This window comes from Candidatus Competibacter denitrificans Run_A_D11 (genome assembly GCF_001051235.1).
GTDB lineage: Bacteria > Pseudomonadota > Gammaproteobacteria > Competibacterales > Competibacteraceae > Competibacter_A > Competibacter_A denitrificans.
On sequence record NZ_CBTJ020000021.1, the window covers coordinates 1 to 24,961 of the forward strand.

23 protein-coding genes are annotated in these 24,961 nt (G+C 58.3%); 8 read left to right on the forward strand and 15 right to left on the reverse strand.

Annotation, left to right across the window (positions count from 1 at the left end):
- A partial coding sequence (locus tag BN873_RS03705) for a hypothetical protein (RefSeq protein ID WP_206778871.1) occupies window positions 1-470 on the forward strand: 470 nt, incomplete at its 5' end.
- Between the two features lie 106 nt (window positions 471-576).
- Here the strand turns inward: BN873_RS03705 and BN873_RS03710 are convergent.
- Together BN873_RS03710 and BN873_RS03715 are read right to left on the reverse strand one after the other, a co-directional pair.
- Window positions 577-924, reverse strand: coding sequence for a septal ring lytic transglycosylase RlpA family protein (locus BN873_RS03710; protein WP_048670846.1), 348 nt, complete (start codon window positions 922-924; stop codon window positions 577-579).
- Between the two features lie 214 nt (window positions 925-1,138).
- Window positions 1,139-1,438 (reverse strand): hypothetical protein, encoded by a 300-nt coding sequence (locus BN873_RS03715; RefSeq protein WP_048670773.1) that lies wholly within the window; start codon window positions 1,436-1,438, stop codon window positions 1,139-1,141.
- 190 nt (window positions 1,439-1,628) lie between these two features.
- Here BN873_RS03715 and BN873_RS03720 point away from each other — a divergent pair, with 190 nt between their 5' ends.
- The 5 genes from BN873_RS03720 (at window position 1,629) to nagA (ending at window position 8,497) form a co-directional block, all read left to right on the forward strand.
- The gene (locus BN873_RS03720) at window positions 1,629-2,894 is read left to right on the forward strand and encodes a glycosyltransferase family 2 protein (protein WP_048670775.1); all 1,266 of its coding nucleotides are present in this window, start codon (window positions 1,629-1,631) and stop codon (window positions 2,892-2,894) included.
- A complete protein-coding gene (locus tag BN873_RS03725) occupies window positions 2,891-4,069 on the forward strand; it encodes a glycosyltransferase family protein (RefSeq protein ID WP_048670777.1) in 1,179 nt (392 codons plus the stop codon). Before BN873_RS03720 ends, BN873_RS03725 begins: the two co-directional genes overlap by 4 nt.
- A gap of 127 nt (window positions 4,070-4,196) precedes the next feature.
- Window positions 4,197-4,988, forward strand: coding sequence for a class I SAM-dependent methyltransferase (locus BN873_RS03730; protein WP_048670779.1), 792 nt, complete (start codon window positions 4,197-4,199; stop codon window positions 4,986-4,988).
- Between the two features lie 88 nt (window positions 4,989-5,076).
- Window positions 5,077-7,335, forward strand: a complete 2,259-nt coding sequence (locus BN873_RS03735) for a glycosyltransferase (RefSeq protein ID WP_048670781.1) — start codon at window positions 5,077-5,079, stop codon at window positions 7,333-7,335.
- A 46-nt stretch (window positions 7,336-7,381) separates the two neighbouring features.
- Entirely contained in the window at window positions 7,382-8,497 is a 1,116-nt protein-coding gene (gene nagA / locus BN873_RS03740; RefSeq protein ID WP_048670783.1) for an N-acetylglucosamine-6-phosphate deacetylase, read from the forward strand.
- Between the two features lie 24 nt (window positions 8,498-8,521).
- On the opposite strand, the gene BN873_RS03745 is transcribed toward nagA, so the two are convergent.
- Together BN873_RS03745 and pyrE are read right to left on the reverse strand one after the other, a co-directional pair.
- On the reverse strand, window positions 8,522-9,466 hold the full coding sequence (locus BN873_RS03745) for an AEC family transporter (protein WP_048670785.1): 945 nt from the start codon (window positions 9,464-9,466) through the stop codon (window positions 8,522-8,524).
- 23 nt (window positions 9,467-9,489) lie between these two features.
- Window positions 9,490-10,137, reverse strand: a complete 648-nt coding sequence (pyrE, locus tag BN873_RS03750) for an orotate phosphoribosyltransferase (RefSeq protein WP_048670786.1) — start codon at window positions 10,135-10,137, stop codon at window positions 9,490-9,492.
- A gap of 83 nt (window positions 10,138-10,220) precedes the next feature.
- Between pyrE and BN873_RS03755 the strand changes: the two genes are divergently transcribed.
- Window positions 10,221-10,994 (forward strand): exodeoxyribonuclease III, encoded by a 774-nt coding sequence (locus BN873_RS03755; RefSeq protein WP_048670787.1) that lies wholly within the window; start codon window positions 10,221-10,223, stop codon window positions 10,992-10,994.
- Window positions 10,984-12,273 carry an AmpG family muropeptide MFS transporter gene (locus tag BN873_RS03760; RefSeq protein WP_242434366.1) on the forward strand — a complete coding sequence of 430 codons (1,290 nt, stop codon included), beginning with the start codon at window positions 10,984-10,986 and terminating at the stop codon, window positions 12,271-12,273. Before BN873_RS03755 ends, BN873_RS03760 begins: the two co-directional genes overlap by 11 nt.
- 18 nt (window positions 12,274-12,291) lie before the next feature.
- Here BN873_RS03760 and BN873_RS03765 read toward each other — a convergent pair whose 3' ends face one another.
- The 11 genes from BN873_RS03765 to BN873_RS03815 all read right to left on the reverse strand — a co-directional run bounded on the left by BN873_RS03765 (window position 12,292) and on the right by BN873_RS03815 (window position 24,903).
- On the reverse strand, window positions 12,292-14,616 hold the full coding sequence (locus BN873_RS03765; protein WP_053085228.1) for a glycoside hydrolase family 3 protein: 2,325 nt from the start codon (window positions 14,614-14,616) through the stop codon (window positions 12,292-12,294).
- 102 nt (window positions 14,617-14,718) lie between these two features.
- Window positions 14,719-16,764, reverse strand: coding sequence for a phosphate acetyltransferase (gene pta, locus BN873_RS03770; protein ID WP_048670789.1), 2,046 nt, complete (start codon window positions 16,762-16,764; stop codon window positions 14,719-14,721).
- Between the two features lie 44 nt (window positions 16,765-16,808).
- Window positions 16,809-17,255, reverse strand: coding sequence for a NanQ anomerase/TabA/YiaL family protein (locus BN873_RS03775; RefSeq protein ID WP_048670790.1), 447 nt, complete (start codon window positions 17,253-17,255; stop codon window positions 16,809-16,811).
- Between the two features lie 24 nt (window positions 17,256-17,279).
- On the reverse strand, window positions 17,280-18,140 hold the full coding sequence (locus tag BN873_RS03780) for a D-hexose-6-phosphate mutarotase (RefSeq protein WP_048670793.1): 861 nt from the start codon (window positions 18,138-18,140) through the stop codon (window positions 17,280-17,282).
- Between the two features lie 69 nt (window positions 18,141-18,209).
- The gene (locus tag BN873_RS03785; protein ID WP_048670795.1) at window positions 18,210-19,310 is read right to left on the reverse strand and encodes a sugar kinase; all 1,101 of its coding nucleotides are present in this window, start codon (window positions 19,308-19,310) and stop codon (window positions 18,210-18,212) included.
- 58 nt (window positions 19,311-19,368) lie between these two features.
- The gene (locus BN873_RS03790) at window positions 19,369-19,995 is read right to left on the reverse strand and encodes a bifunctional 4-hydroxy-2-oxoglutarate aldolase/2-dehydro-3-deoxy-phosphogluconate aldolase (RefSeq protein WP_048670797.1); all 627 of its coding nucleotides are present in this window, start codon (window positions 19,993-19,995) and stop codon (window positions 19,369-19,371) included.
- 53 nt (window positions 19,996-20,048) lie between these two features.
- Entirely contained in the window at window positions 20,049-20,354 is a 306-nt protein-coding gene (locus tag BN873_RS03795; protein ID WP_048670799.1) for a monooxygenase, read from the reverse strand.
- A 61-nt stretch (window positions 20,355-20,415) separates the two neighbouring features.
- The gene (uxaC, locus tag BN873_RS03800) at window positions 20,416-21,831 is read right to left on the reverse strand and encodes a glucuronate isomerase (protein ID WP_048670801.1); all 1,416 of its coding nucleotides are present in this window, start codon (window positions 21,829-21,831) and stop codon (window positions 20,416-20,418) included.
- A gap of 184 nt (window positions 21,832-22,015) precedes the next feature.
- Entirely contained in the window at window positions 22,016-23,338 is a 1,323-nt protein-coding gene (locus BN873_RS03805) for a TRAP transporter large permease (RefSeq protein ID WP_048670803.1), read from the reverse strand.
- Window positions 23,329-23,853, reverse strand: coding sequence for a TRAP transporter small permease (locus BN873_RS03810; protein WP_048670805.1), 525 nt, complete (start codon window positions 23,851-23,853; stop codon window positions 23,329-23,331). The genes BN873_RS03805 and BN873_RS03810 overlap by 10 nt, the downstream gene beginning before the upstream one ends.
- 78 nt (window positions 23,854-23,931) lie before the next feature.
- Entirely contained in the window at window positions 23,932-24,903 is a 972-nt protein-coding gene (locus BN873_RS03815) for a TRAP transporter substrate-binding protein (RefSeq protein WP_048670807.1), read from the reverse strand.
- Window positions 24,904-24,961: the final 58 nt, after the last annotated feature.

Consider the following 24,961-nt stretch of genomic DNA (forward strand, 5'->3'; position numbering starts at 1 on the left):
CCAGAGGAATAACCTGTATGCACAAGATCATGCAGACTTTCGTACTGTTAGCTGCCACGTTTTTTCTGGCGCCTCTGGGTGCCAGCGCCCAAGAGACCGCACAAGACTTTGGTCGCGAATACCCGCGAAGCCAACCTCGCGGTTACATCCAAGTCAACAACGATTGGCGCGATGTGGTGAGCGTCACCATGTGGACCCATCAGCGCGAGCGGATTGGCGATGCCTGGGAAATCGAACCGGGGAAAACGGTTTATCTGCTGGCTGACGGCGTGCGCATCAAAGCCCGAGCCAATTACAAGATCAAGGTAGGCGATGAGTGGGGTCGGGTTAACCTGGGGGACGTGGGCCAGTTTCGCGGCGGTAGGTGGTACGTGAGGGTGCGCGACATCTGGCGGGCCACCCACGCACGGGGTGACAGGGGCGACAGGCCAAATCCGAGAGAAGAAAACGTTCCTGATTGGAAACGCTAGGGCTTCAGATCGCGACACCGGTGAAACACCCATCGAACGGAACAGCTTGTTAGCGACCCGTTCGATCAGTGCATAACCGGTAGCTATCAGAACCAGCCGCTACGGGTTACTTCGTGGCGGCTTCTATTTTGACGCGCACAATACCGCTTTCGGTCATCCCCAGCCTGCGAGCCGCAGCGCGGGAGACATCGATGGCGCAATTTCCAACGTGAGGTCCACGGTCGTTGATCGTGACCCGAACTGATTTTTTATTATCGAGATTGGTGACTCTGGCTTTAGTACCAAAGGGTAAGCTTTGATGGGCGGCGGTCAGTTTGTTTTGGTTAAACCGTTCGCCGTTGGCCGTTATCCTGCCGTGTAGTCTTGGGCCATACCAACAAGCATTGCCAACTTGCTCGTAGGCGCTTACGGTTGTCGGAATACCGATGAGTAGCACTGAGACCCCTAAGGCCATCGCTCGCAACGTATTGATTATAGCCTTGCTTGAGGGATTAAGATCGACAGGACACACACTCATGATGCTATCTCCAAAGAATGGGTAAGGGATGCCTCAAAGAAAAAAGCGGAGGTACTTCTGAAATGACTGTAACGGAAAATCCGGGAAATACTATGAGGTATGCATCAAGTGCCGGAGAAATTGTATTTTTCCATTCTCGCCAGCGTCGCGGTCATCGGCATGAGTCGATGCAGGCCGGACAGTCGGTGTAGGTCGCGGGTGCCGGTCTCAACCGCCAGGCGAAGCCGTCCATCTGCAAGGAAAAATCCAGACCCAGCGCCGGAATCCATGGAACCGTGGTGCGAACGATGCCATCGGCCCCGATGACCTGCGGATACAGGCTGACCACCAGCAGCGCGGTCGTCAGGGCGTAGCTCCCGCCAGCCATGCTTCCCTTGCAGATGTCGGACGGTAGGAAGGCTGCACCCAGGCTGCCGAGGAAGGGGAGGAGAATGATCAAAATTAAACGCATGGCAATTTGATTGTAACGTACATCGAAAAGTCAGATCACCGATCAAGCCGATGGGTTACAACACGGCGCCGGTGGATTGCAAAACAAGTGGCGGTACGGGCAGGATAGCGAAATTAAAGATTGCCAAGTCTTTGTCAACCGTTGAAGATCGCGCTCCCAAAACCTGTCCGCTTTCCCTAGAGAATGCTGAATGCCGCCGCTAGAATCGCCCACTCAGGAGACCATCGATATCATCGTGCCCGTTTACCGGGGATTGGCGGAAACCCGCCGCTGCCTCGAAAGCGTGCTCTCTCAGCCGCAAGAATCGCCGTATGAGATCGTCGTTGTTGATGACGCCAGCCCGGAGCCGGAACTGGTGGCTTATCTGGATGAACTCGCCGCTCGTCAGGCGATTACGCTACTGCGGCAAGACACCAACGCCGGCTTCGTGGCCGCCGTCAACCGGGGGCTAACCCTGCACCCGGATCGGGATGTGGTGTTGCTCAATAGCGATACTGAAGTCAGCGGCAACTGGCTGGATCGGCTAGCCCGTTGTGCGTACACCGACCCACGCATCGGCACGGCAACCCCTTTTTCCAACAATGCCACCATTTGCAGCTATCCGCGCTTTTGCGAGGAAAACCCGCTACCGGAAGGGCTGACCTTGGCTGAGATCGATGGCTTATTTCAGCGCGCCAACGCCGGTCGCTGGCTGGAAATCCCCACAGGTGTCGGCTTCTGCCTATATATCCGTCGTGCTTGTGTTACCGAAATCGGCCTTTTCGACGAAAGCCGTTTCGGTCTTGGCTATGGCGAGGAAAATGATTTTTGTATGCGCGCCACCAAGGTGGGTTGGCGGCATCTGCTGTGCGCTGATACCTTTGTCCATCACATCGGCAGCGTCAGTTTCAGCGACCGAGCCGAAGCGTTGCGGACGCAGGCACAAGCCACGTTACTGGCATTGCACCCGGACTATCCGGCGGAGATTCAGGAATTTATTGGCAAAGACCCAGTCAAGGAGTTTCGACTGGCGGTTGATCGCGAGCGTATCTGCCTTTCATCGGTGCAGGCGCTACAGGTGGTGGCGGAACAGTATGCGGTCGCAGCGGATCTGCGTCGGCACTATCAACAAAGCCTTGCGGAAGCCGCTGCCTTGCAGCAAGGTCTAGCCGTAGCAGAGCGGTTACTGAATGAGGCCCACCGAGAGCTAGTAACGAGGGATCAAGCACTGATCCAGGCTCAGGGATATGTCCGGGAACGGGAAGCCGATATCGCTCGCGCCCATGAGCGAGGGCAGCGGTTGCAGGAGGCTCTCGAATGCGCATCGCAGCGCGTTTTGACGCTCGAACAGCAAGCCGAAGCCGCCCGGCAAACGTATGATGAACTACAGCAGCGGCACGACGCGCTTAACCTTCGCCTAGAGCAGATTTACGGCTCCAAATCATGGCGTTACACCCGTTTCTTTAGAAAACAATGAACCAGACAACCCATCTTTTCACCAGCATCACCGCAAACTATCTGCCCAAGGCCAGAGTGCTAGCACATTCTGCCAAGCGCCAAGGGGCCGATATCCGTTTCCATGTCCTGTTGTGCGACACCTATCCGGTTGATACCGACCGGGCGGCTGAGCCATTCGACTCGATCATTGATGTTGAAGAACTCCCGGTACCGGATCGGGAGTCGTGGCTGTTTGGTCATACCGTGGTGGAGATGTGCACTGCCGTCAAAGCGCTGGGTTTTTTGGAGATTATCCGCCGCTTCAATGCCGAAAAGGTGTTCTATTTCGATCCAGATATCGTCATCTTATCAGGGCTGGATGGCTTGATTGAGCGCTTGGACCAGCACAGCATTTTGCTGACTCCGCACCAAACGATGCCGGAGACGGCACAAGATGCGATCATCGATAACGAAATTGGCAGCCTCAAGTACGGCGTGTTCAACCTGGGCTTTCTGGGGATACGGGCCAGCGGAGAAGGGTTGCGGTTTTTGAATTGGTGGGCGGAGCGCCTGCGGGATTTCTGCCACGATGACATCGCCGGTGGCCTGTTCACCGATCAGCGTTGGATCGACTTAGCACCGGCCTTTTTCGCCGACTTGCACATCCTGCGCGCGCCGAGTTACAACGTCGCCACCTGGAATCTAACCCATCGCACGGCAGCCGGCTCCTTGGAGAAAGGCATCACCATCAACAGTGAGCCGCTGAGTTTTTATCATTTTTCCGGGTTCGACGGCGGCGCCCAGGAAATCATGTTGAAGAAGTACGCCGCACGCGATTCAGTGCTGTTTGACCTGCGCCGCTGGTATATCGCCGAATGCGAGCGCCTGGGCCAGGCTGAATTGGGCAAACGCCCCTGCCGCTATCACGCCTTCGACAATGGCGAGCCGATCACCAAAGCGCACCGCATCCTGTACCGAACTCGCCTGGATTTACGGCAAGCCTTCCCGCACCCATTCCAAACTGCCGGGGATTCCTACTACCAGTGGTATCGATTTAATGCCCCCGGCATTCGTGATAGCGATGAAAGTACGACCGAGGAGGCTATGATCCGCGCTCAACTGATGGATACCCGCCGCGAGTTGGAGATGATCAAGCGGTCTCGCAGTTGGCGTCTGGCGCGAAGCATCGCGCGCGTTGTCAATGCTTTCCGCTAAGCTCGCTGGAGCGGTGGGTGGGGAGGTGGCTTAGGTTTCGATACAGACTGGAATCATCTCAATGCCCTTCAATAGGTTTTTATCCACTATCCGACGCTTCGGCTGGAAGTCTTTCCCGGAACACCAGATGGACAATAATACTTTTGACGCTCGTTATAATTTAGCCCCTAAAGCATTTCGCCATTGGATGGATGGCAAACTTGACTTGACTCAATCCACCATTCTTGATTTTGGTACAGATACTGGTGTGATGGCCCTTGGCTTAATCCAACACTGTAAGGTCAAGCGGCTGATTGGGGTCGATATCAATGAAAATCACAAAAATCTTCTCCTAGAAATTCGTGGGCGTTTAAATTTTAGTACTCTGCCCGAAAATCTGCTTTTTAAGTATATTGAACCTGATGAACCTCTCTCCCAAACATTTGCTGATGAAATAATTGATTGCATCTTTTCCTGGTCTGTTTTTGAACATGTAAACCAGAATCTACTCCCCACAGCGGCCCGCGAAATTGCAAAAACCATTCGATCAAGTGGTTACGCCTTCATCCAAATTGCCCCCCTTTATTACTCAGCGTTTGGATCGCATATGGATATGCTGATTCCGCAGCCTTGGAGTCACCTTACAACTCAGCTCAATCTTTATCAAAATCAAATACTCCAAGCAAAAAAGAATACGCTCTATGCTGAAGAAACTGATGAGAATTTCGAGAAGATTAAAGAAGCTTTCTGGAGTGTCTTTGCGACGCTGAATAAAATTACGGCTAATGAGTTGCTTGATCTCTTCTTAGGCACGGGCCTGAACTTGATTCGACAACACCGCACGAAGACTGCGCATATCCCACCCTCTGAGCTAACCGCCATTTATCATGAAGATGTGTTAACCACAGAACAAATTGTCTGCCTTTTCCAAAAAAATTAAGGGGGATCATCCATGAGTCGTTCTGAGCAAGCTTTTTGGAGTTTTCAAATGGTCGATAACGATTCACCGAAAACCGCCTCCATTGTCAATGCTCTCCGCTAAGTTCGCCCCAGCGGAGCGGCAGTGGACGGTCTGCCTTCCGTTAACGCCAGACGATAGCGAGTTGCTCCCCCTCACCCTACCCTCGGCTCTCACCCATACCTCCGCTGCAACTCCCATTCTGTTGCTGGCGGTTGGCGGTGACCCCAAATCGTGGCAGCAGATCGCCTTCACCTCCCCCAGAATCGAACTGGCGCTGGTCACTAAAAGCACCGACCCGTGGCAGGCCGCGCTGCGGGAATTACCGCCTCACCATGCCGAGCGCGACCTATTACTTTTGCGGCCGGGAATCGAAGTACCACCCGGCTGGGATACGCGACTAGCCCTGGTGATGGAGCGACAGCCCGCTATCGCTGCCGCCGTGCCGCTATGCGACAGCACATCACTGATTGCGTTGCTGGAAGCATCAACAGTCACCCAGAATAATTTCGAGCGTGTTGATCTCTTTTTACGCGCTTATGCGCCCCGGCTTGATGGTGAGATACCCAGTTTGTTCAGCGGTTGCTGTTACTTACGCCGCACCGCGCTACAGATACTCGCGCCGGAAATCGCTGCACACCCTGCCATGGCGGCAGGCGAGTGGTGCCAATGGTTAGCGCAAGCATTTCGGGAGTGGGGTTGGAGCACGACCGCTTGCCATCATCTCTACGTGTTAGATCACGCCCCAGACCGCCGCCGGCACGATATGTGCGCCATTGAAGCCTCGGAAGAGGCGCGGTTACAGGAGCGGGCGCACCCGTTGCTTGGGTTGCGCATGGCAGTACGCGAATTTCTCGACCGAGGCGATCCCGCACCGACCGAAGCGGCCAACCCAAAGCCGATTCAGCTCCATGTTGCCCATAGCTGGGGCGGCGGACTCGATTACTGGATTCGGCAATACTGCGCAAACGACCAGATTCGGGATAATTTGGTATTGCGTTCCATTGGCACTTGGGGGGCTTTCGGGCAACGAATCGGCCTGTATCGCTCCGCTAACATGGACCGACCCCTGCGTTACTGGGATCTCGGCTTACCGATTCGGGCTACAGCAACAGCCCATTTGCAGTATCAGGCGATCCTGCGCGAGATCATCGCCGACTTTCATGTCGAAGCAATCATCGTTTCCTCTCTGGTCGGCCATGCGCTGGACGTGCTAGCCACCGGTCTGCCGACCGTCATCCTCGCTCACGACTACTATCCCTTCTGCCCAGCGGTCGTGATTTATTTCGGCGAAGTCTGTACCGCCTGTGATCGTCAACGGCTAGCGGCTTGCTTTGCCAGCAACGAGCAGAACCGATTTTTCCGCAACGCGGACGCCGACGAATGGCTTGGCTTGCGGCGGCGCTTCACCAAGCTGGCCCAGACCGACTCCGTGCGGTTCGTGGTACCCGCTCCCACCGTCGCCCACCACTGGCAAACCCTGGTTCCTGAGTTGGGCAATACGCACTTCACCGTCATTCCGCACGGTCTGGATTTCGCCCCGCCCCGCTTGCCCAACCCACCGGCTGGGGACAAATTGCGGGTTGTGGTGCTGGGCAGTTTGGCGCCGCAAAAAGGTCGGGCGTTATTAGAGAAACTCTGGCCGCTGATCGCCGCACAGGTCGATTTGTACCTAATCGGCTGCGATGAGGATGGTGAGATTTTTCGTGGGCAACCGGGAATTACCGTGATTCCTCGATTTGACCACGCAGAGCTACCCGCTAAGATGGCGGAGATCCAGCCAGACGTGGGTTTACTGCTATCGATCTGGCCGGAAACCTTCAGCTACACACTCAGTGAGCTTTGGCTGTTCGGTTTACCGGTCGTGGCTACCAATTTAGGCAGTTTCGCCGACCGCATTGAGGATGGGGTCAGTGGCTTTCTGTGTGAACCGTATCCAGAAGCCCTTGCCGACCGTCTGCTAGCCATCGCGGCCGACCGTGCGTGCCTGATCCCGCTGCGAACCTGGGCGACGACTTTCCGCCATCGGTCGGTTGCCGATATGATCGCCGATTATCACGCGCTGATCCCTTTACCGGCATTTAGCGCAGCGCGCTATCTGTCTCCACCTGGTCCGCTGCCGATAGAATCGACCGAGCCGCACGCCCTGCATGTCGATACCAGGGTGCCGTTTTCCGAGGTGTTACGCGAATTCGGCGAATACGCCGGTCGGAAGCTGATCGATACTCCCCGGCTGCGACCCTGGCAGAAACGCGGATTGGCAGCCTTGCTGCGGTTGATCCTGAGTACGGCTATCAAATTGTCGCGCCTGCGAGTTAAAGCGGCGTGATTCGGTCGATGCGTCCTCGTCGTTGATTGATCGGCAATAAGCGCCCATGACGACCCAAATCGCTGGCTGCATCCTGACGCCTGAGAGCTGGGTACGCGGCACGCTGACGTTTACCAACCGGATCACAGAGATTGAGGGCTACCCCACCACCGAACCGGGCGAGGACGAACCTCTGGTGCTGCCTGGTTTCATCGACTTGCATGTCCACGGTGGTGGTGGCGCGGATGTGATGGATGCGGATGGCGCGGTGGATACGGTCGCCCGCTTGCACGCTCGCCACGGCACAACCAGTTGCCTGGCGACGACGATGACCGCCCCGCGTGAGGACATCGAAAGGGCGTTGCTGGACGTAGGCCGGGCCGTGCGGGAACGGCCGGCCGGTGCAGCCCGTGTGCTCGGTGTCCATCTCGAAGGGCCGTTTCTGAACTCGACCAGATTGGGCGCCCAGCCTGATTTCAGCCGCACGGCAACCCTCGTCGAACTGACCGCCTTACAAGCGCTGGCCCCGATCCGAGTAGTGACGTTAGCCCCGGAAAGGGTTGGCCATCTTGATTTTATCCGCCAGCTAAAAAACGCCGGTATTGTGCCGCAGATTGGCCACAGTGAAGCGTGCTATGAGGAGGCGGTAGCTGCGCTCACCGCCGGTGCCAGGGGCTTTACTCACTTATTCAATGCGATGAGTCCGCTCCATCACCGCCAACCTGGGATCGTTGGTGCCGCGCTGGCGCACGCCGAATACGCCGAGATTATCCCTGATTTATTGCATGTTCACCCTGGTGCGATCCGCGCGGCGCGGCGGGCGATCCCTAAACTGTGCGGGGTGACTGACGCAACTGCCGCCGCCGGGATGCCCGATGGTAGCTACCGCCTCGGTCGGCAAACCGTGACCCGCTGCCTGGGTGGAGTCCGATTAGCCGATGGTACGTTGGCCGGCAGCGCGCTGACCATGGATCAGGCGTTCCGTAATTTTATCTCGATGGGTCTGACCCCGCATGAGGCGGCTTGCCACTTATCGATGTATCCCGCCGATTATTTGGGTGAGCGTGATCGAGGTCGTCTACAGCCCGGTGTTCACGCCGACATCGTGGTGTTTTCGCCAGATCTGCGGTTAATCCAGTGCTTCGTAGAAGGCGAGGCAATCGACGTGGCGCAAATTGAATGAAATCGCTTATCCGTTGAGCGGGCTTCAATAGGGCAGATCAAGCAGTGTTAACACCAGCGGCGTAGTGATCGCGGCCAGTCCTGTGGACAGGAGGAGGCTACTGGCCACCGGCCCTTCCAGGCTCTGAAACTGACGCGACATCAGATAGACGTTGGTGCCCACTGCAATTGATGCCAGCAACACCACGACTTGCGTCTCCATGGCCGGTAAGCCAAGCCAGCAGGCCAATAGCCAAACGACCAACGGTTGTACCAGCAATTTCATGGCACTGATGGCCAGGCTGATGCGCCAGCCTTCACGCACGCCGTATTCGGCCAGACCCATTCCTAAGGCAACCAACGCCAATGGCGGGGCTGGTTGACCGAGCATCGCCAGCGGTGCATCGATCAGCGCCGGTATGGGCAAGCCAGTAATACCAAACAAGGCGCCCGACAGAATCGCGGCGACAATGGGGTTAGTCAGCACGGCGCGCGTGGTCTGTGCGAAGCCGCGCACAGAAAAATTGCCGTGCCGCGCCCATTCAACCGAGACGGTGACCAATGTCCACAAAATCAGCGCGTTGAACACCAGCACCAGCGCGACCGAAGGAACTGACGCCTCGCCCAGGGCCACCTTAGCCAGTGGCAGGCCCAGCATCACATTGTTGGAAAACACCCCGCCCAACGCGAACACCGACTGGGCAACCCCGTCCAGCCCAAACAGCTTCCACGCCACCAGTCGGCCCATGATAAAGACGATCAGGCAGCCACCGAAAAAAGCCAACAATAGTCGGGCATCGACTGGCGGTAATTTGGAAAAATCGCTCATCAGGCGAAACAGCATGGCCGGTAGCGCCACCGAGAACACAAAGCGGATCATGTTGTCGGACATCGATTTGGGCCACTTGAAAAAGCGCATCAGCCCATAACCGACAAACACGAGGATGAATAGCGGTGCAGCCAGCACGATTTGTTGGAGAAAGGCGTTCATGGTAGTTCCAGAAGCGACAGTCCTTACTCGGTAATTCCATACTGCGCCCGATAATCGCGCATCTTCTCCAAGTGCTCCGCATAATTCGGCTGTTCGGCTAAATACGCCACCAAATCATCCAGATTGGCGATGCTGGTTACGGGAATACCGTAGGTCCGCTCGGTCTCTTGCACCGCCGATAACTCGCCTTGGCCACGCTCGCGCCGGTCTAAGGCGATCAACACACCCGCTGGAGTGGCTTTATGGGCGGCTAGAATAGCCATCGTTTCGCGGATGGCGGTACCGGCGGTGATCACGTCATCGATAATCATGATCCGACCTTGCAACGGTGCGCCCACAATCAGCCCGCCCTCACCATGATCCTTGGCTTCCTTGCGGTTGAAGCACCAGGGTAAGTCGCGACCGTACTGATCTGCTAAGGCAACCGCTACCGCCGATACCAGCGGAATCCCTTTATAAGCGGGGCCGAACAGCGTGTCGAACGGCAATCCGGCATCTACCAGAGCGGCGGCGTAATACCGACCCAAGCGCGCCAGCGCCGCGCCGCTGGCGAACAAACCAGCGTTGAAAAAATACGGGCTGGCTCGCCCGGATTTCAGGATGAATTCGCCGAAGCGCAGCACACCCCGGCTGATGGCGAAGTCGAGAAAATCGCGCTGATAGTCCTGCATGGTTCGAGATTCCGCTTAGAGAGTGGCAAATGTCGGTATCATAGCGCGCTTTGTCATTCGGACAGTGGGCCTCGTGGATCGATATGCGGGTCATTAGCTTTAACGCCAACGGCATCCGTTCGGCGGCCGACAAGGGCTTTTTCGCTTGGCTGGCCGCGCAGAACGCGGATGTGGTCTGCGTGCAAGAGACGCGGGTACAAAGTGCGCACTTGCCACCGGCGCCTTACCAGCCGCCCGGCTACCATTGCTGTTACCACGATGCCGAGCGCAAAGGCTATAGCGGGGTTGCGGTGTACGCCCGCCGTGCGCCCGATGCACTGCGAACCGGGTTAGGCTGGCCGGAATGTGACACGGAAGGCCGCTGGCTGGAAGCGCGGTTCGGCTCGCTGAGCGTGGTTTCTTTGTATCTACCGTCCGGTTCCTCCAGCCCGCAGCGGCAGGCGGTCAAACTCGACTTTCTGGCGCGATTGATTGAGCCGTTGCAAGTGTTGCGCGCTAGCGGCCGCGACGTGATTTTGTGCGGCGACTGGAACATGGCCCACAAGGAAATCGATTTGAAAAACTGGCGGGCCAACCGCAATTATCCTGGTTTTTTGCCCGAAGAGCGGGCCTGGCTGGATGGTTTGTTTGGTCCGCTGGGCTGGGCCGATGCCTTCCGCGTCGTTGACCCCCGACCCGACCAATACACCTGGTGGTCCAATCGTGGTCGGGCACGCGCTAATCATGTCGGCTGGCGAATCGATTATCAGGCGGTTACCCCCGGTTTGGCGGACAAAGCTCGCGCCGCCGCCATTTATCGTGACCAGCATTTTTCCGACCACGCGCCCCTCATCATGGATTACGACTATGCGTTCTGAGAGCACCCGCCACAGCGGCGGCGACATTATGCGAATTTTCGTGAGCGGGCGGATGTTGACCGCGCTGCTGATGGGCTTTTCTTCTGGATTGCCGCTCTTGCTTGCCAGCGGTTCGGTGTTGCAGGCATGGCTAAAGGAGGCTGGGGTCGATCTTGGCACCATCGGCCTGTTTGCGTTAGTCGGCTTACCGTACACCCTCAAATTTCTCTGGGCGCCGTTGCTGGATCGCTTCGTGCCCATCGCTGGCATGGGCCGACGGCGTGGCTGGCTTTTATTGATCCAACTGGCGCTAATGGCCGCCATTGCTGGCTTGGGCTTTACTGATCCGACGCAAAGCTTGCCACTGGTCACGCTGGCGGCGTTTCTGGTCGCCTTTTTCTCTGCCTCACAGGATATCGTCGTCGATGCCTATCGGCGGGAATCACTGGCCGATGACGAGCAGGGTTTGGGGGCGTCGCTCTACGTCAACGGCTATCGGGTCGGATTGCTGCTCTCTTCGGGCGGGGGGTTGATTCTAGCGGATTACATCCCGTTTTCCGCTGTGTACTGGGTGATGGTGGCGGCCATGCTGCCGGGCCTGATCACGACTCTGTTTTGCATCGAACCACAGATTGCAGCGGGTACACCGCGCACCTTGCGGGAGGCGGTCGTCGAGCCGTTTGTTGAATATTTTTCCCGTCAGGATGCGGTGCTGATTCTGCTGTTTGTGTTGCTGTACAAGGTCGGCGAAATGATGGCCAATCAAATGACCACGCCCTTTTATTTGGATATCGGTTTCAGCAAGACTGAAATTGGCACCATCGTGAAATTGTTCGGTTTCTGGGCGACGGTAGTTGGCGGACTGATCGGCGGTGTGTTGATGCTGCGACTGGGCCAATATCGCGCGCTGTGGCTATTTGGCGTACTGCAAGCCATCGGGCTGATTGGCTTTGTGATCTTGGCTCGACTCGGCCATAGTTTGCCGGGGTTGGCGTTGGCGATCACCAGTGAAAATCTGTTCAGTGGCATGGCGACCACGGCGTATGTTGCGTTCATGGCCACCCTGACTAACAAGAAATTCACCGCTACCCAATACGCTCTACTCAGCAGCTTGATGGGCATTCCACGGGTGGTCATGACCACGCCGACCGGCTATCTGGCGCAATGGCTGGGATGGGAGGGCTTCTTTCTGTTTTGCATGGCCTCAACAGTGCCGGGCCTGTGGCTGTTGACCCGGTTTCGGGGCTGGATGGACTCTTCACCCGACTCGCGTGCCCAATCGGGCGATCCGGCCGGTTGACCGAATCGCCCGCAGGGGTCAGTACGTTAAACCGTAACCGAACGGATAGAGGGTATCTTTCTCTGGATAACCCGCTACATCCGATTGATTGTCGATCACCGCTTGCAGGTTGTTGGCCAAGGCAAACGGCATCCTGCCTTGCGGCTTGACCTTGCCGCTTAAGACATCCAGCAGCGCGGTGTCGCTGACGCCGAAGCCGGCGACGATGGCGCCCGCGTTTTTCAAACCGCTGGCCTCATCCAGCACGAACGGGTGGCGAAAATAAATGTGCAAAATCGTATTCTGCGGGCCGACTTCGTTCATGATCGCTTGAATATCCGCCAGCGAGGGTTTGATCTGCCAGGACTTTGACGTTGCCATGGTGGTGAACGACAAGTTGTTGGCTTCCCACGGGAAAACACCGCCGAAAATCAAGCCATTATCCAAACAAGTTTTGGTCGTATCGGCATAAGCATCCATCGCTACGCAACGATCCTCTGAGCCATAAGGTTTATTGAATGGCTGCCCGGCCTTGGTCGGTTTGAGATGTTCGGTATTAAGGCCCGTGGCTGGATCGTCGCTCTTGTAGGTACTAGCGGCGGCCCGATTCACCAGGGCGGTCACCGAGATCAGTGCGTAGTCGTGTCCTGATGCCACAGGTCGAACGCCGTTAGCCAGCACATTGCCATCGGTCACGGTATAACCGTACTTTTCAACGTTGGCCTTGGTGAAATCGCCCATGATGTAAACCTTGGAGCCGGCTCGCAGCGGTAACGCCTTGATACCACCGGTCAGTTCCTGATTTTGCAGCAGAACGACCGATTTGCGTTGAATATCAAGGGCGGCAGCACGGTTGGCTTCACTACCGATGATGCTGGTTGCCTGGGTTTCATCGGCATAGGGATCTTCAAATAAGCCCAGTTGAAATTGCTCTTTCAGCAAACGCTTGGCCGCTTCGTTGACTCGGGTTTCACTGACCAGTCCCGCCGTTACCAGATCGACGATGGTTTTGTTGACGTGGAATCCCGACAGCACTTCCGTACCGCCGTTAATCGCGATGGCAACCCGTTCCGGCACGGTCTTGTTTTCCAGGCCCCAGGCACGGTCGTTGATGATGCCGGTATCCGAATTCACATAACCCTGGAAACCAAGCTGACCGCGCAGCAGATCAGTGACGATCTGCTTTGAAAATGCGAAGCCCACTTGATCGTATTTGACGCCTTCGTAGGTCAGGTTAACCGGCGCGCCGTAGTACGGCATGATCGACGAAACCCCAGCGTCGATGGCTGCTTTGAAGGATTTGAGGTGATAGCCGAAATTGCCGCCCGGATAGACCTGCTCCTTGCCATGGGAGTAATGTGGGTCGAAGCCCAACTCTTGCGGGCCACCGCCGGGAAAGTGCTTGATGGTCAGCGCCACCGCACTGTTCCTGGTGACTGAAGTCCCATCTTGGATGGTGGAACCCTGTAGATTTTGCACCAGGGTTTTTAAGATGTTGGCGTCGAGATCGGCATTTTCGGTAAAGGTTTCATGCACGCGATACCAGCGTGGCTCGGTGGATAAATCCGCCATATAACCGTACATCGCGCGTAAACCGATGGCTTTCCATTCCGGCCCCATCACATCCGTGAACTTCTTGATTACTGACATATCGCCCGTGGCTGGCGCCTTACCGGTCTTGACCGCTTCCTCACCTAATGCAGCGGCGGCCAGACCCGCTTCCTTGGGAAAGGCAGTAAACGCGCCCGCTGCTTCGTTGATGCCGGCACGGGCATCGGGGTCGATGTGGTTGCGGGCGTTGGATTTAAACAGTGCCGGAATACCGAGGCGGGTCGCTTCGTTCATTTCCTGGATTTTGTTGGTCCAGGTTGCCATTTGCAGCGGTGTCACCGGCTGACCGCCAAGCCCTGGATTGGCCGATTTAACCGGACTGGCGGTGACCAGATTACGCAAGATGAAACGATGCATCTTCTGATTAGTGATGTAATCATTCACCGGATCTTCAATCACACCGCCAAAACCGGCGTTGAGTGTGTCGATCAGCATCAGGCCGGCTTTTTCCTCCAACGTCATTTGCGTGACCAAATCATCGGCGCGCTGGTCAACCGGCAAACGCCAGTCCTCGTAAGGGTCGAGTCTACCGTTGGCATTGGAATCCTTGAATTGCAAGCCATTGATATTGATGATGGCCTTGGTGCGGGCACCGATCTTGGGTTGATTGACCGGGGGCGGATTGTCATTGTTATCATTGTTGCAAGCGGTAACCCCAAGGCTCAGGGCAAGGGTTACGGCCAAAACGATGCGCTGTTTGGCAAGTGGTACGGCCGAGCCGGTCAATGGAGTAGCGGGGAAGTGTTTTTTCATCGGATTATCCTTGAGTTAGAGGGGTGCCAGGATCAATGTCGGGTACCGGCCGGCATGGTTTTTGATAAACCGGATGTCTTGCCCATGACCAGCAGATTCCACTCAAGCCCCACGGGCACGGGCCTGAATGGCGGTTAGGGCGATGGTGAACACGATGTCGTCCACCAACGCACCGCGCGAAAGATCGTTGACCGGCTTATTCAAGCCTTGCAGCATGGGGCCAAGCGAGATGACATTGGCGCTGCGTTGCACGGCTTTGTACGTGGTATTGCCGGTGTTGAGATCGGGAAAGACGAAGACTGTGGCCTCGCCGGCCACCTTCGAGCCGGGCGCTTTTTGCTGACCGACCTCGCGCACGGAGGCGGCGTCGTATTGCAATGGGCCGTCGATGGCTAGATCGGGGGCCTTCGTCCTGGCAAGTTCGGTCGCTTGGCGCACCTTTTCCACGTCCGCCCCGGTCCCTGAACTGCCGGTGGAATAACTGATCATCGCCACTTTCGGCTCGATGCCAAAAGCTCGCGCGCTGGCCGCGCTTTGCAAGGCAATCTCGGCTAGTTCAGCAGCCGTTGGATCGGGGTTGATGGCGCAGTCGCCGTAGACCAACACCTGATCCGGCATCAGCATGAAAAACACCGAGGAGACGATGGAGGAACCCGGCTCGGTCTTAATCAGTTGCAAGGCCGGTCGCACCGTGCTGGCGGTGGTGTGCACCGCGCCGGAAACCAGGCCATCAACGGTATCCATCGCCAGCATCATCGTACCCAGCACGACGGTATCTTGAAGCTGATCACGGGCTTGCGCAGGGGTCAGCCCCTTGCTGCGGCGCATCTCCACCAACGGTTCCACATACTGTTCGCGGATATCATCTGGATCGATGATTTCCAGGGTTGGCGGCAGGACAACGCCCTGCGCGGCGGCAACGGCCTCGATGACAGCGCGCTTGCCGAGCAACACGCAGCGGGCGATTTCCTTTTCGGTGCAAATCACGGCGGCGCGAATCGTGCGCGGCTCGTCGCCCTCCGGCAGCACGATCCGCTGGTTGGCCATGCGGGCGGTCTGAATCAGCCGGTAGCGGAAGGCCGGCGGCGACATCTGGATCGACGCGGGCATTCTGACGCTATCGGTGAGCACACTCGCCCAAAGTTGATCCGCCACCGCATCCAGCACGGTATTCATCCGCGCGATATCGTCGGTCGGTACGGCGCCCGGAAGGTGGTCGATGCGGGTTGCGGTGGCAAAGCTATCGGTTGCAACACTGAGAATCGGCAAGCCGCCGCTAAAGGCGTGGGCCGCCAATTTGCGGACACGCGGGTCGATTTCCGAGCCGTGGGTCAATATGAGGCCGGCTAGCTGTACGCCGTTGCTGGCCGCCAATGCGGTGGCCAGCATCACATCGTCACGATCACCCGCGACCATAATCAGCGCCCCCGGCGTGAGGCGATGGATCATCTCGGCGGCGGAACGGGCGGTAATGACCGTTTCCAGCACCCGACGAGTGGCGATTTCACCTTCGGCCAGCACGCGGGCGTTCAGGTGACGGGCAATGTCCAGAGTCCGTGGGGCCAGCAAGCTGGCGTCGTAAGGCACCACCCCCCACAACGTGATATCACCCAGCGCCTCACGGGTTACTTCCACCTCGAACGAGGGTGGCGCCTTGTTGATGATTGCGCCGGCAATGTGGCAGCCGACCTTGCTCATCCGCTGCGCCATGTGGCTGATTTCGTCTAGCACATTGCCCTGTTTGGCGCTGGCGACCAGGACGATTTCCGCTTTTAGGCTACGGGCGATCTCGGCGTTCAGGCGGGGTGTGAAGGGATAAATCGCATCCGTGTGCATTCCCTCGGCAACCAACACATCGTTACCCTCGGCTGCACGCATACACAAACCGACGATTTCTTCAAGCAACTCCGATTCCAGTCCCGCCGTCAGCCGTTCATCAGCCTGGGAGATTGGAATTGGATCGGGAGCTTCGATCAGGCAAATCTCACGGGCGAAGTGGGCCGAGTGTTCATTAGTCAGCTGATCTTCGGCTACGGGTTTGGTGAAGCCCACCCGAAAGCCTTGATGTTGCAGGGCGCGAACCAGGCCAAGGGCGATGGAAGTCAAGCCGACGCTCTGGCGGGTCGGGACAAGATAGAAAATCTGCATGACGAAGTTAAGCCGATCAGAATTGGAATAAACTGGGAAAATGGTTACTTGGCGATCTTGAACACGATCTTGCGCACGGGCGCGGATTGCGCCGCTTGCAATCCCGGCATGTGAACATCCTCCGGCCACAGCAGCAGGAAACAGCCTTCGGTCAGGGTCAGAAAATCGCCATCCCCGTGCAGCACCGCGAGATCGCGGCTTTCGTCGTAAGACTCTAGCCTCATGCGGTGCAGCGGGGCGTAGCCGATGCGCTCGACGCCCCAGACGATGAACTGCAAGTCGATATAACGGCGATGCGCCTCCCAAAACCCCTCGCTCTGGGGTTTGGTGTCATAGCCTTGCACCAGCGCAAACAGGCTATCGCCCGCCAGGTCATGGCGACCATCGGCCAGGGCATCTAGCTTCTGGTTGCGCAGGAAATCGAACGCCTGTTTGAACAGCGGCCCCAGCGCGGCATAGCGTTCGGCGTTTTCGATGTGATCGGCAATCATGGCAATCTCCTGAGCGGCGGAGGGTCAGGCCAGCAGGGTTTGCGAACCCTGCCAGCGTTCGCCGGGGGCAAGCTGGATCGGTTTGGCGATAGCGGCGGCTTCGACGCAGACGAAACGCCGGTAATCGTCCGGTTCCAGATCAGAAAAGGTTGCGCACTTGGCCGCCGCCGGATTCCAGACCACCGTATCGGCAAAGCCAGCAGCGCGAATCAACGTCGTCCGATGTGGCTCTACCAGCCGCACTTCGGCGGGGGCGTCGAAATAGATGCGGTTGACTTCGCCGGTAAATTCGATGTGTGCCGCCGTTTCCTGATGATCGACCCAACCGGCCGCCGCATCGCAATAGCGCAAGCCCGTCAGCCCTGCAACGGTGGTGGTGGCAAGGTCGGCGATACTGAAATAGGTATGCAAGCCGCTGGTAAACGCGAATGGCTCGGCGCTGGTGTTGGTGATCGCCAGCGTGACCGCCAACTGGTTGCCGCCGACCACGACCGCCAGTTCCGCCAAAAAGGCATGAGGCCAATGCCGACGGCTGTCGTCGGTATCACGCAGGCGGAATGTCGCCGACGCGGTATCCGTGGAATTTTTAGCGTCACTCAATTCCCAGGGCATCAGCCGCACCAATCCATGCAGCGGTAACGGCCCGGTCAGACCGAATTGCGGGAAGACGACCGGAATGCCGCCACGAATCGTGGCGTCCGTGGTGAATTGGGATAATCGACTGAGGAAAAAGCGTTCCGAGCCACTAGCGGGAATCCACGAGGTGACCTGTGCGCCGTGCAGATAAATTTCAGCGCGTGCGCCATCCGGCGCGACCAGCACCTGTTTAGGTAGATTGCCAGCGCCCGGAACGAGGCTGGATGAAAAATCCGGCGGAGGGTTCAAAAGTGTCTCCTGTTGTTCGGAGCGAGATCGTGAGGTGAAAGGGCGAGCACTTGGCCGCCCCAGGAAGTTTCAGCGAATCACGCGCGCGCCTTTACCTTTCATCGCCGCTTCCACTTCCTCGACCCGCACCATCGAGGTATCGCCCGGCGTGGTCATCGCCAGCGCGCCGTGGGCCGCGCCGTACTCGACGGCCGCTTGTGGGCCTTTGCCTTCCAAAAAGCCGTAAGCCAAGCCGGAGGCAAAGCCGTCGCCGCCGCCTACCCGGTCATAGATTTCCAGGTTGTCGCGCTTCACCGACTCGTAAATTTTGCCGTCGTACCAGAGGATGGCGGCCCAGTCGTTGACGGTGGCAGTCTTGGCGTTGCGCAGCGTGGTGGCGGCAACCTTGAAGTTGGGATAGTCCTTCACCGCGCTCTTGATCATGTTGGCGAAGGATTCAGTCTGGATGTTGGTCAGGTGCTCGTCGGCCCCTTCCACCGCAAAGCCCAGACAGGCGGTGAAATCCTCCTCGTTGCCGATCATCACATCGACGTATTTGGCGATTTCGCGGTTGATTTTTTGCGCGCCTTCTTTGCCGCCCTGACTCTTCCACAGCGAGGCGCGGAAGTTCAAATCGTAGGCCACGACAGTGCCGTATTTCTTGGCAACCTGCACCGCTTCCAGCACGGCTTCGGCGGTGTTGGAGGCCAGCGCGGCGAAGATGCCGCCGGTCTGGAACCAACGCACGCCTTCCTCGCCGAACAGCTTTTCCCAGTTCACTTCACCGGGACGGATTTGCGAGGCTGCCGAATGGCCCCGGTCGGAGCAGCCCAGCGCTGGCCGGATGCCGAAGCCTTTTTCGGTAAAGTTCAAGCCGACGCGGGTATTGCGGCCCAGGCCGTCGAAATCGCGCCAGATGACGTGCGACATATCCACGCCGCCTTGCATGATGAAATCTTCCACCAACCAGCCCAGATCATTTTTGGGCAGCGCGGTGACCACGGCGGCGCGCTTGCCCCAGCACTTGCGCATGGCGCGAGCGACGTTGTATTCGCCACCGCCTTCCCAGACCTGGAACGTGCGGGCGTTGCGGACGCGGCCAAAACCGGGGTCGAAACGCAGCATCACTTCCCCGAATGACGCGCAATCCCATTTCGTTTCAGCGGCGGATTTGATGACTAATTCAGCCATTTTTTAATCCTCTGAGCTTTACTCCCCACCGGGAAAGGGGCGAGGGGTGAGGGCGCATTCAGCGCGGCTTCAAGGCGCTGGCTTCTTTGGCCAAGGCGGTGATCTTGCCCCAATCACCCGCCACCGCCGCCGCTTTGGGCACCAGCCACGAGCCGCCGACGCAGGCCACATTCGGCAGCGCCAGAAAGTCCGGCGCGTTGTCCACCGACACGCCGCCGGTCGGACAGAACATCACGTCGGGGAACGGTCCGCCCAGCGCTTTCAACATGCCGATGCCGCCCGCCTGCTGGGCCGGGAACAGTTTCAGTTGCTGGAACCCCGCCAACCGGGCGGCGATCACGTCCGAAGGCGTCATCACACCGGGCAGCAGAGGTAGGCCGGTCTGGTGAGCGGCTTCGATCATGCTTGGCGTCAGGCCGGGACTGACCCCAAAACGCGCACCGGCCTCCAGCGCCTTGGCGAATTCTTCCGGGCGGGTCAGGGTGCCGACGCCGACGATGGCGTCCGGCACCTCGCGGGCGATAGCGCGGATCGAATCCAGGCCCACCGCCGTGCGCAAGGTCACTTCCAGCACCCGCACCCCACCGGCGACCAGCGCTTTAGCCAGCGACACCGCGTGGGCTAAATCTTCGATGGCGATCACCGGAATCACCGGGCCGGTACGCATCACGTCCAGTACGTTCATGAAATGGCTCTCTCTTTTGGTGAAGCCCCCATCCGCGTTTACACCCAGCCTGTTTACTGAAGCGGGCCACGGGTGATGGCGGACAAGGGTTCATTGACATCAAAAACCTTGGCGTTCACTTGGGCAATTCCAAACCCTTTTAACCGCTCGGTGTGCATCTGGAGATACGCCTTGGCCGTCGCCTCGTCCTCGAACAGATAAATGCCGCCCGCCTGTTGCGTGCGGGCGTCTTCCGTCCAGATCTTCCAAATGAAACCAGGCTCTTTGGTGATGGAATGCGCCAGCCCGGACAGCGCTTGGGTCATTTCCGCGCCAAACGGCCCCGGAAAAGAGAAGTCAATTTGCAGCAATTTCGCCATGATGGTGTTCTCGCTGGGTCGGAATCGTGTATTGATGGCAACGGCAACGCATGGGCTGGACTCAGGCAGTCCCCAGCCCGAAATAACGGCTGGCGTTGTGGTAGCAAATGCCTTCCACCACCTGCTGCAATTGCGCCCAATCCTGCGGGTATTCGCCGTTTTCCACCCAACCGCCGATCAGATTGCACAGAATCCGCCGGAAATACTCGTGGCGGGTGTAGGACAGGAAGCTGCGCGAATCGGTGAGCATCCCGACGAACGCGCCGAGATTGCCGAGATTGGCCAGCGCGGTCATTTGCCGAATCATCCCGTCCTTCTGGTCGTTGAACCACCAGCCGGAACCGAACTGCATCTTGCCGATCACCCGCCCGTCCTGGAAATTGCCGATCATGGTGCCCAGCACCTCGTTATGAATCGGATTGAGGCCATAGAGGATGGTGCGCGGTAGCCGATTGTCGCGGTCGAGCGCGTCGAGGTAACGCGACAGCTTGGCCGCCACCGGGCCATCACTGATCGAATCCCAGCCGGTGTCCGCGCCGAGTTGCTGGAACATCCGGCTGTTGTTGTTGCGCAGCGCGCTCATGTGCAACTGCATGGCCCAGTCACGTTTGGCGTACTCGCGGCCGACATGCAGCAGCACGGCGGTCTTGTATTGCTCGATGTCCTTGGGACTGAGCGCCGCGCCTTCCAGCCGACGGGCCAGAATACGATCCAGTTCGGCCTCGGTCGCTTCCTCATAAAAAGTCACAGTGTCCAGACCGTGGTCGGACAAGCGGCAGCCGCAGCGGGCGAAATGCTCCAGCCGGGCGTCCAGCGCCTTGCAGACATCGGCGAAGCGATGGATGGGGACGCCGCTGGCCGCACTCAACTGGCGCAGATAATCGGGATAGTCGGCGCGGTCGATGTTGAACGAGCGGTCGGGTCGGAAAGTCGGTAACACCTTGATCGAGAAACTCTGATCGGCGGCGATAGCCTGATGGTTGGCCAGATCGTCCACCGGATCGTCGGTGGTGCAGACCCCGCGCACCTTGGCGCTTTGCATCAGGCCACGGGCGAAGCATTCGGGTTGCTTCAGTTTGGCGTTGCAGAGTTCCCACAGCGCATCGGCGGTGGCGGCGCTGACCACGATGTCGGTGCCGAAAAAGCGGCGCAATTCGAGATGGCACCAGTGGTAGAGCGGGTTGCCGACGCCCATCGGCAGCACTTCGCAAAAGCGGCGGAATTTGGCCTGATCGGGCTGATCGCCGGTGATGAAATCCTCGGTGACGCCCGCCGAGCGCATGAAGCGCCATTTGTAATGATCGCCACCCAGCCAGACTTCGGTGATGTTGCGGAATGGCTTGTTCTGGGCGATTTCCGCCGGTGGCAGGTGGCAGTGATAATCAAGAATCGGCTGCGGTGCGGCGTAGTCGTGATAGAGCCTGCGTGCGGTCGGGGTTTCGAGCAGAAAATCCTCGTCCATAAACGGTTTGGCCATATGCCCTCCGGTTCGACGGAATCCGGCCGCCAACAGGTCGGCGGGGCCGGAAGGTTACAGTTCGGTGGTTGAATTCCCCCCAAGGCGCTGGGCCGATGGGAGGAGGTCTGGAATGTCGCTGCGAGTTGCCCGGTTTCTCCTTCCCTTGGCCAAAGAAGGAGAAACCGCTGGCGCTACGGCGGGTTCAGTGGCCGCCGCCCGACAACACACCGAGCAGCCGTGGCAAGGTGAGTGAGAACGCAGGCACATAAGTCACCAGCAGCAAACACGCCGTCAGCGCCCCGTAAAAGGGCAGGATGGAGCGCATCACGGTGCCGACCGAAATCCCGGCAATGGCGCAGCCGACAAACTGGGTGGTGCCGACCGGCGGGGTGTTCAGCCCCAGCGCGCAGTTGAGCAGAATCACGATGCCGAATTGCACCGGATGCATCCCGGCTTCCATCGCCACCGGCAGGAAAATCGGCGTGCAAATCAGGATGGTCGCGGCCATGTCCATGAAGGTGCCGAGCAGGAACAGCAGAATGTTGATCATCAGGAAGATGACGATGGGGTTGCTGGAAATCCCCTTGAGGAAATCCCCCATCAGTTCCGCGACCTCATAAAGGCCCATCAGGTATTGAAACATGGTCGAAACGCCGATCAGCAGCAGCACCACGCCGGTGGTCTTGACCGCCTTGGCCGCCGCTTTCAGGAAGTTCTCCCAGGTCATCGTCCGGTAGATGAAGAAGGTCAAGAGGATGGAGTAGCTCACCGCTACGGAAGCGGATTCGGTGGCGGTGAACACGCCAGAGAGGATACCGGCCAGGATGATGACCACCACCAGCATACCCGGCAGCGCCGCGACGAAGGTGCGCACCACTTCCGGCCAACCGGGGAAGGAACCGACCGGATAACCGCGCTGGATGGCGACATAGTAGGCAGCGACCAACATGCAGACCATCAGCAGGATGGCCGGGATGATGCCCGCCGGAATCAGCGCGCCCGCCGAGACCGTATAGCCCGCCGCCTGGGCGGCCCCGCCAGCGGCCAGGGTATAAATGATCATGTTGTGGCTGGTCGGCATCAACGCGCCGGTCAGCGAGGCGTGGGTGGTGACGTTGACCGCGTAATCGAGGTCGTAGCCTTTATCCTTCATCATCGGGATCATCACCGCGCCCATCGCCGACACATCCGCCACCGGCGAACCGGACACCCCGCCGAACAGGGTGCAAGCCACCACGTTGGTGAGGCCCAGACCGCCGCGAATGTGCCCAACCAGGGATTGGGCAAAACGCACGATCTTGTCGGCGATGCCGCCATACAGCATCAACTCGCCGCTAAAGACGAAGAACGGGATGGCCAGGAAGGAAAAGATGTTCATCCCCGACATCATCTGCTGGAACAGCACCGCCAGCGGCAGCCCCTCGTACAGAATGGTGCAGATGGCGGAGAGACCTATGGCGAAAGCGACCGGCACACCGAGGATGAGAAAGAGCAGAAAGGTCAGACATAGAATAGTTAGTGCCATGACGGAACGACCTCCTCACCCTTGAGCGCTGCAAGAATATGCTCGATGGAAAACAGGATGATCATGATTCCACCCAGCACCAGCGGGATATAGCGCACCCATTCGTTAAAGGGGAGATTGGGAATTTTGTAGTTGGCCTGCGCGCCGAGCACGATGCCGTTGTAGATCATCGCCAGCGCGAAGACGATGACAAGGCCGTGAATCAGCAGTTCGATCTGGTTGCGGATTTTGTCGGGCAGCAGCACCAGCAGCGATTCCATGCCGATGTGTCCGGCATCGCGCACCCCGGCCGCCGCGCCGAACAGCGTGACGTACAGCACCAGCACCAAGGCCAAGCTTTCGGCCCAGGTCGGTGGTTTGTTAAGGACGTAGCGCCCGAAAACCTGATAGACCACGATGCCGACGATGGCCAGTAATCCGGCCACCCCGATGTACATGGCAGAGCGGGCGAGCGGTGCGTTGATGGTCGTCAGCCAGCCTTGCGCTGGCCGTGCATCCGAATGTTGATGTTCCATGATGGGGTCCTGCTTGGGCCGCGTGGACAAGGAGGGAAGGGTCAAGGCGCGGCAGGGGGCCACGCCTTGCCGTTCGTCTTATTGGGTGTCTTGAATCCGCTTGACCAGATCCTTGAGTTTGGGATCGGCGGCGAATTTTTCGTAGACCGGCTTCATCGCGTCGATCATGGCTTGCCGGTCGGCGATGGTAGAGACTTCGGTGCCCGCTTTTTCGACCTTGGCGCGGGATTGCACTTCCAGCTCATCCCACAGTTTGCGCATGTGCGGCACCGATTCCTTGGCGGCCTGGCGGAGCAGTTTTTGATCGTCCGGGGTCAAGGTATCCCAAATTTTCTTGGAGAAGGCCACCACTTCTGGGGCCATCGAATGCTCGGTCAGGGCGTAATATTTGGCGGCCTCGTAATGGCTGGCCGTGTCGTAGGACGGCCAGTTGTTCTCCGCACCGTCGATCAGGCCGGTCTTGAGGGCGGTGTAAACTTCGCCATAAGGCATCGGGGTCGCTTCCGCGCCCAGCGCCTGCACCATCGCCACCCACATGTCGGACTGCTGGACGCGCAGCTTCATCCCCTTCATGTCGGCCATACTTTTGATGGGTTTTTTCGCGGTATAGAAACTGCGGGCGCCGCTGTCATAAAAAGCGAGGCCCACGAAACCTTGGGCTGCCATCGCCGCCAGGATTTCATCGCCAATCGGGCCGTCCAGCACCTTGCGCATGTGGTCCTTGGACCGGAAGATGAACGGCAGCCCGGTCACGATCACTTCGGGCACGATGTTATTGAGCGGGGCGGTGTTGACGCGGATCATGTCCACGCCGCCAATCTTGATTTGCTCGATCACGTCCTTTTCGCCGCCGAGCTTGCCTTCGGCGAATACCTTCACGCCCATTTTGCCGCCCGAAAGTTCCTTCAGGCGTTCGCCCATAAACTTGACGCCCATCACGGTGGGATAGGTGGCGGGCTGGTTATCGGAAGAGCGGAAATCACGGGCTTGCGCGACGCCCGCCAGCGCGACGGCGACGGCGGCAACAAGCGCTTTCGTCATATTTTTCATTGGTTTTTCCTTCTTTGGATGAGAGACAGCAAGTGATAAAAAGCCGTTTGGCGATCGG

Excerpts from the sequence above, each read along its gene's own strand:
- BN873_RS03760 (WP_242434366.1), top strand. The coding sequence starts at position 10,984 with ATGCGTTCTGAGAGCACCCGCCACAGCGGCGGCGACATTATGCGAATT.
- BN873_RS03790 (WP_048670797.1), bottom strand. The coding sequence starts at position 19,995 with ATGAACGTACTGGACGTGATGCGTACCGGCCCGGTGATTCCGGTGATC.
- BN873_RS03810 (WP_048670805.1), bottom strand. The coding sequence starts at position 23,853 with ATGGAACATCAACATTCGGATGCACGGCCAGCGCAAGGCTGGCTGACG.
- BN873_RS03745 (WP_048670785.1), bottom strand. The coding sequence starts at position 9,466 with ATGAACGCCTTTCTCCAACAAATCGTGCTGGCTGCACCGCTATTCATC.
- BN873_RS03715 (WP_048670773.1), bottom strand. The coding sequence starts at position 1,438 with ATGCGTTTAATTTTGATCATTCTCCTCCCCTTCCTCGGCAGCCTGGGT.
- uxaC (WP_048670801.1), bottom strand. The coding sequence starts at position 21,831 with ATGGCCAAACCGTTTATGGACGAGGATTTTCTGCTCGAAACCCCGACC.
- pta (WP_048670789.1), bottom strand. The coding sequence starts at position 16,764 with ATGCAGATTTTCTATCTTGTCCCGACCCGCCAGAGCGTCGGCTTGACT.
- BN873_RS03720 (WP_048670775.1), top strand. The coding sequence starts at position 1,629 with ATGCCGCCGCTAGAATCGCCCACTCAGGAGACCATCGATATCATCGTG.
- BN873_RS03755 (WP_048670787.1), top strand. The coding sequence starts at position 10,221 with ATGCGGGTCATTAGCTTTAACGCCAACGGCATCCGTTCGGCGGCCGAC.
- BN873_RS03795 (WP_048670799.1), bottom strand. The coding sequence starts at position 20,354 with ATGGCGAAATTGCTGCAAATTGACTTCTCTTTTCCGGGGCCGTTTGGC.
- BN873_RS03765 (WP_053085228.1), bottom strand. The coding sequence starts at position 14,616 with ATGAAAAAACACTTCCCCGCTACTCCATTGACCGGCTCGGCCGTACCA.
- BN873_RS03805 (WP_048670803.1), bottom strand. The coding sequence starts at position 23,338 with ATGGCACTAACTATTCTATGTCTGACCTTTCTGCTCTTTCTCATCCTC.
- BN873_RS03775 (WP_048670790.1), bottom strand. The coding sequence starts at position 17,255 with ATGATTGCCGATCACATCGAAAACGCCGAACGCTATGCCGCGCTGGGG.
- pyrE (WP_048670786.1), bottom strand. The coding sequence starts at position 10,137 with ATGCAGGACTATCAGCGCGATTTTCTCGACTTCGCCATCAGCCGGGGT.
- BN873_RS03730 (WP_048670779.1), top strand. The coding sequence starts at position 4,197 with ATGGACAATAATACTTTTGACGCTCGTTATAATTTAGCCCCTAAAGCA.
- BN873_RS03785 (WP_048670795.1), bottom strand. The coding sequence starts at position 19,310 with ATGGCTGAATTAGTCATCAAATCCGCCGCTGAAACGAAATGGGATTGC.
- BN873_RS03710 (WP_048670846.1), bottom strand. The coding sequence starts at position 924 with ATGGCCTTAGGGGTCTCAGTGCTACTCATCGGTATTCCGACAACCGTA.
- nagA (WP_048670783.1), top strand. The coding sequence starts at position 7,382 with ATGACGACCCAAATCGCTGGCTGCATCCTGACGCCTGAGAGCTGGGTA.
- BN873_RS03725 (WP_048670777.1), top strand. The coding sequence starts at position 2,891 with ATGAACCAGACAACCCATCTTTTCACCAGCATCACCGCAAACTATCTG.
- BN873_RS03815 (WP_048670807.1), bottom strand. The coding sequence starts at position 24,903 with ATGAAAAATATGACGAAAGCGCTTGTTGCCGCCGTCGCCGTCGCGCTG.
- BN873_RS03735 (WP_048670781.1), top strand. The coding sequence starts at position 5,077 with ATGCTCTCCGCTAAGTTCGCCCCAGCGGAGCGGCAGTGGACGGTCTGC.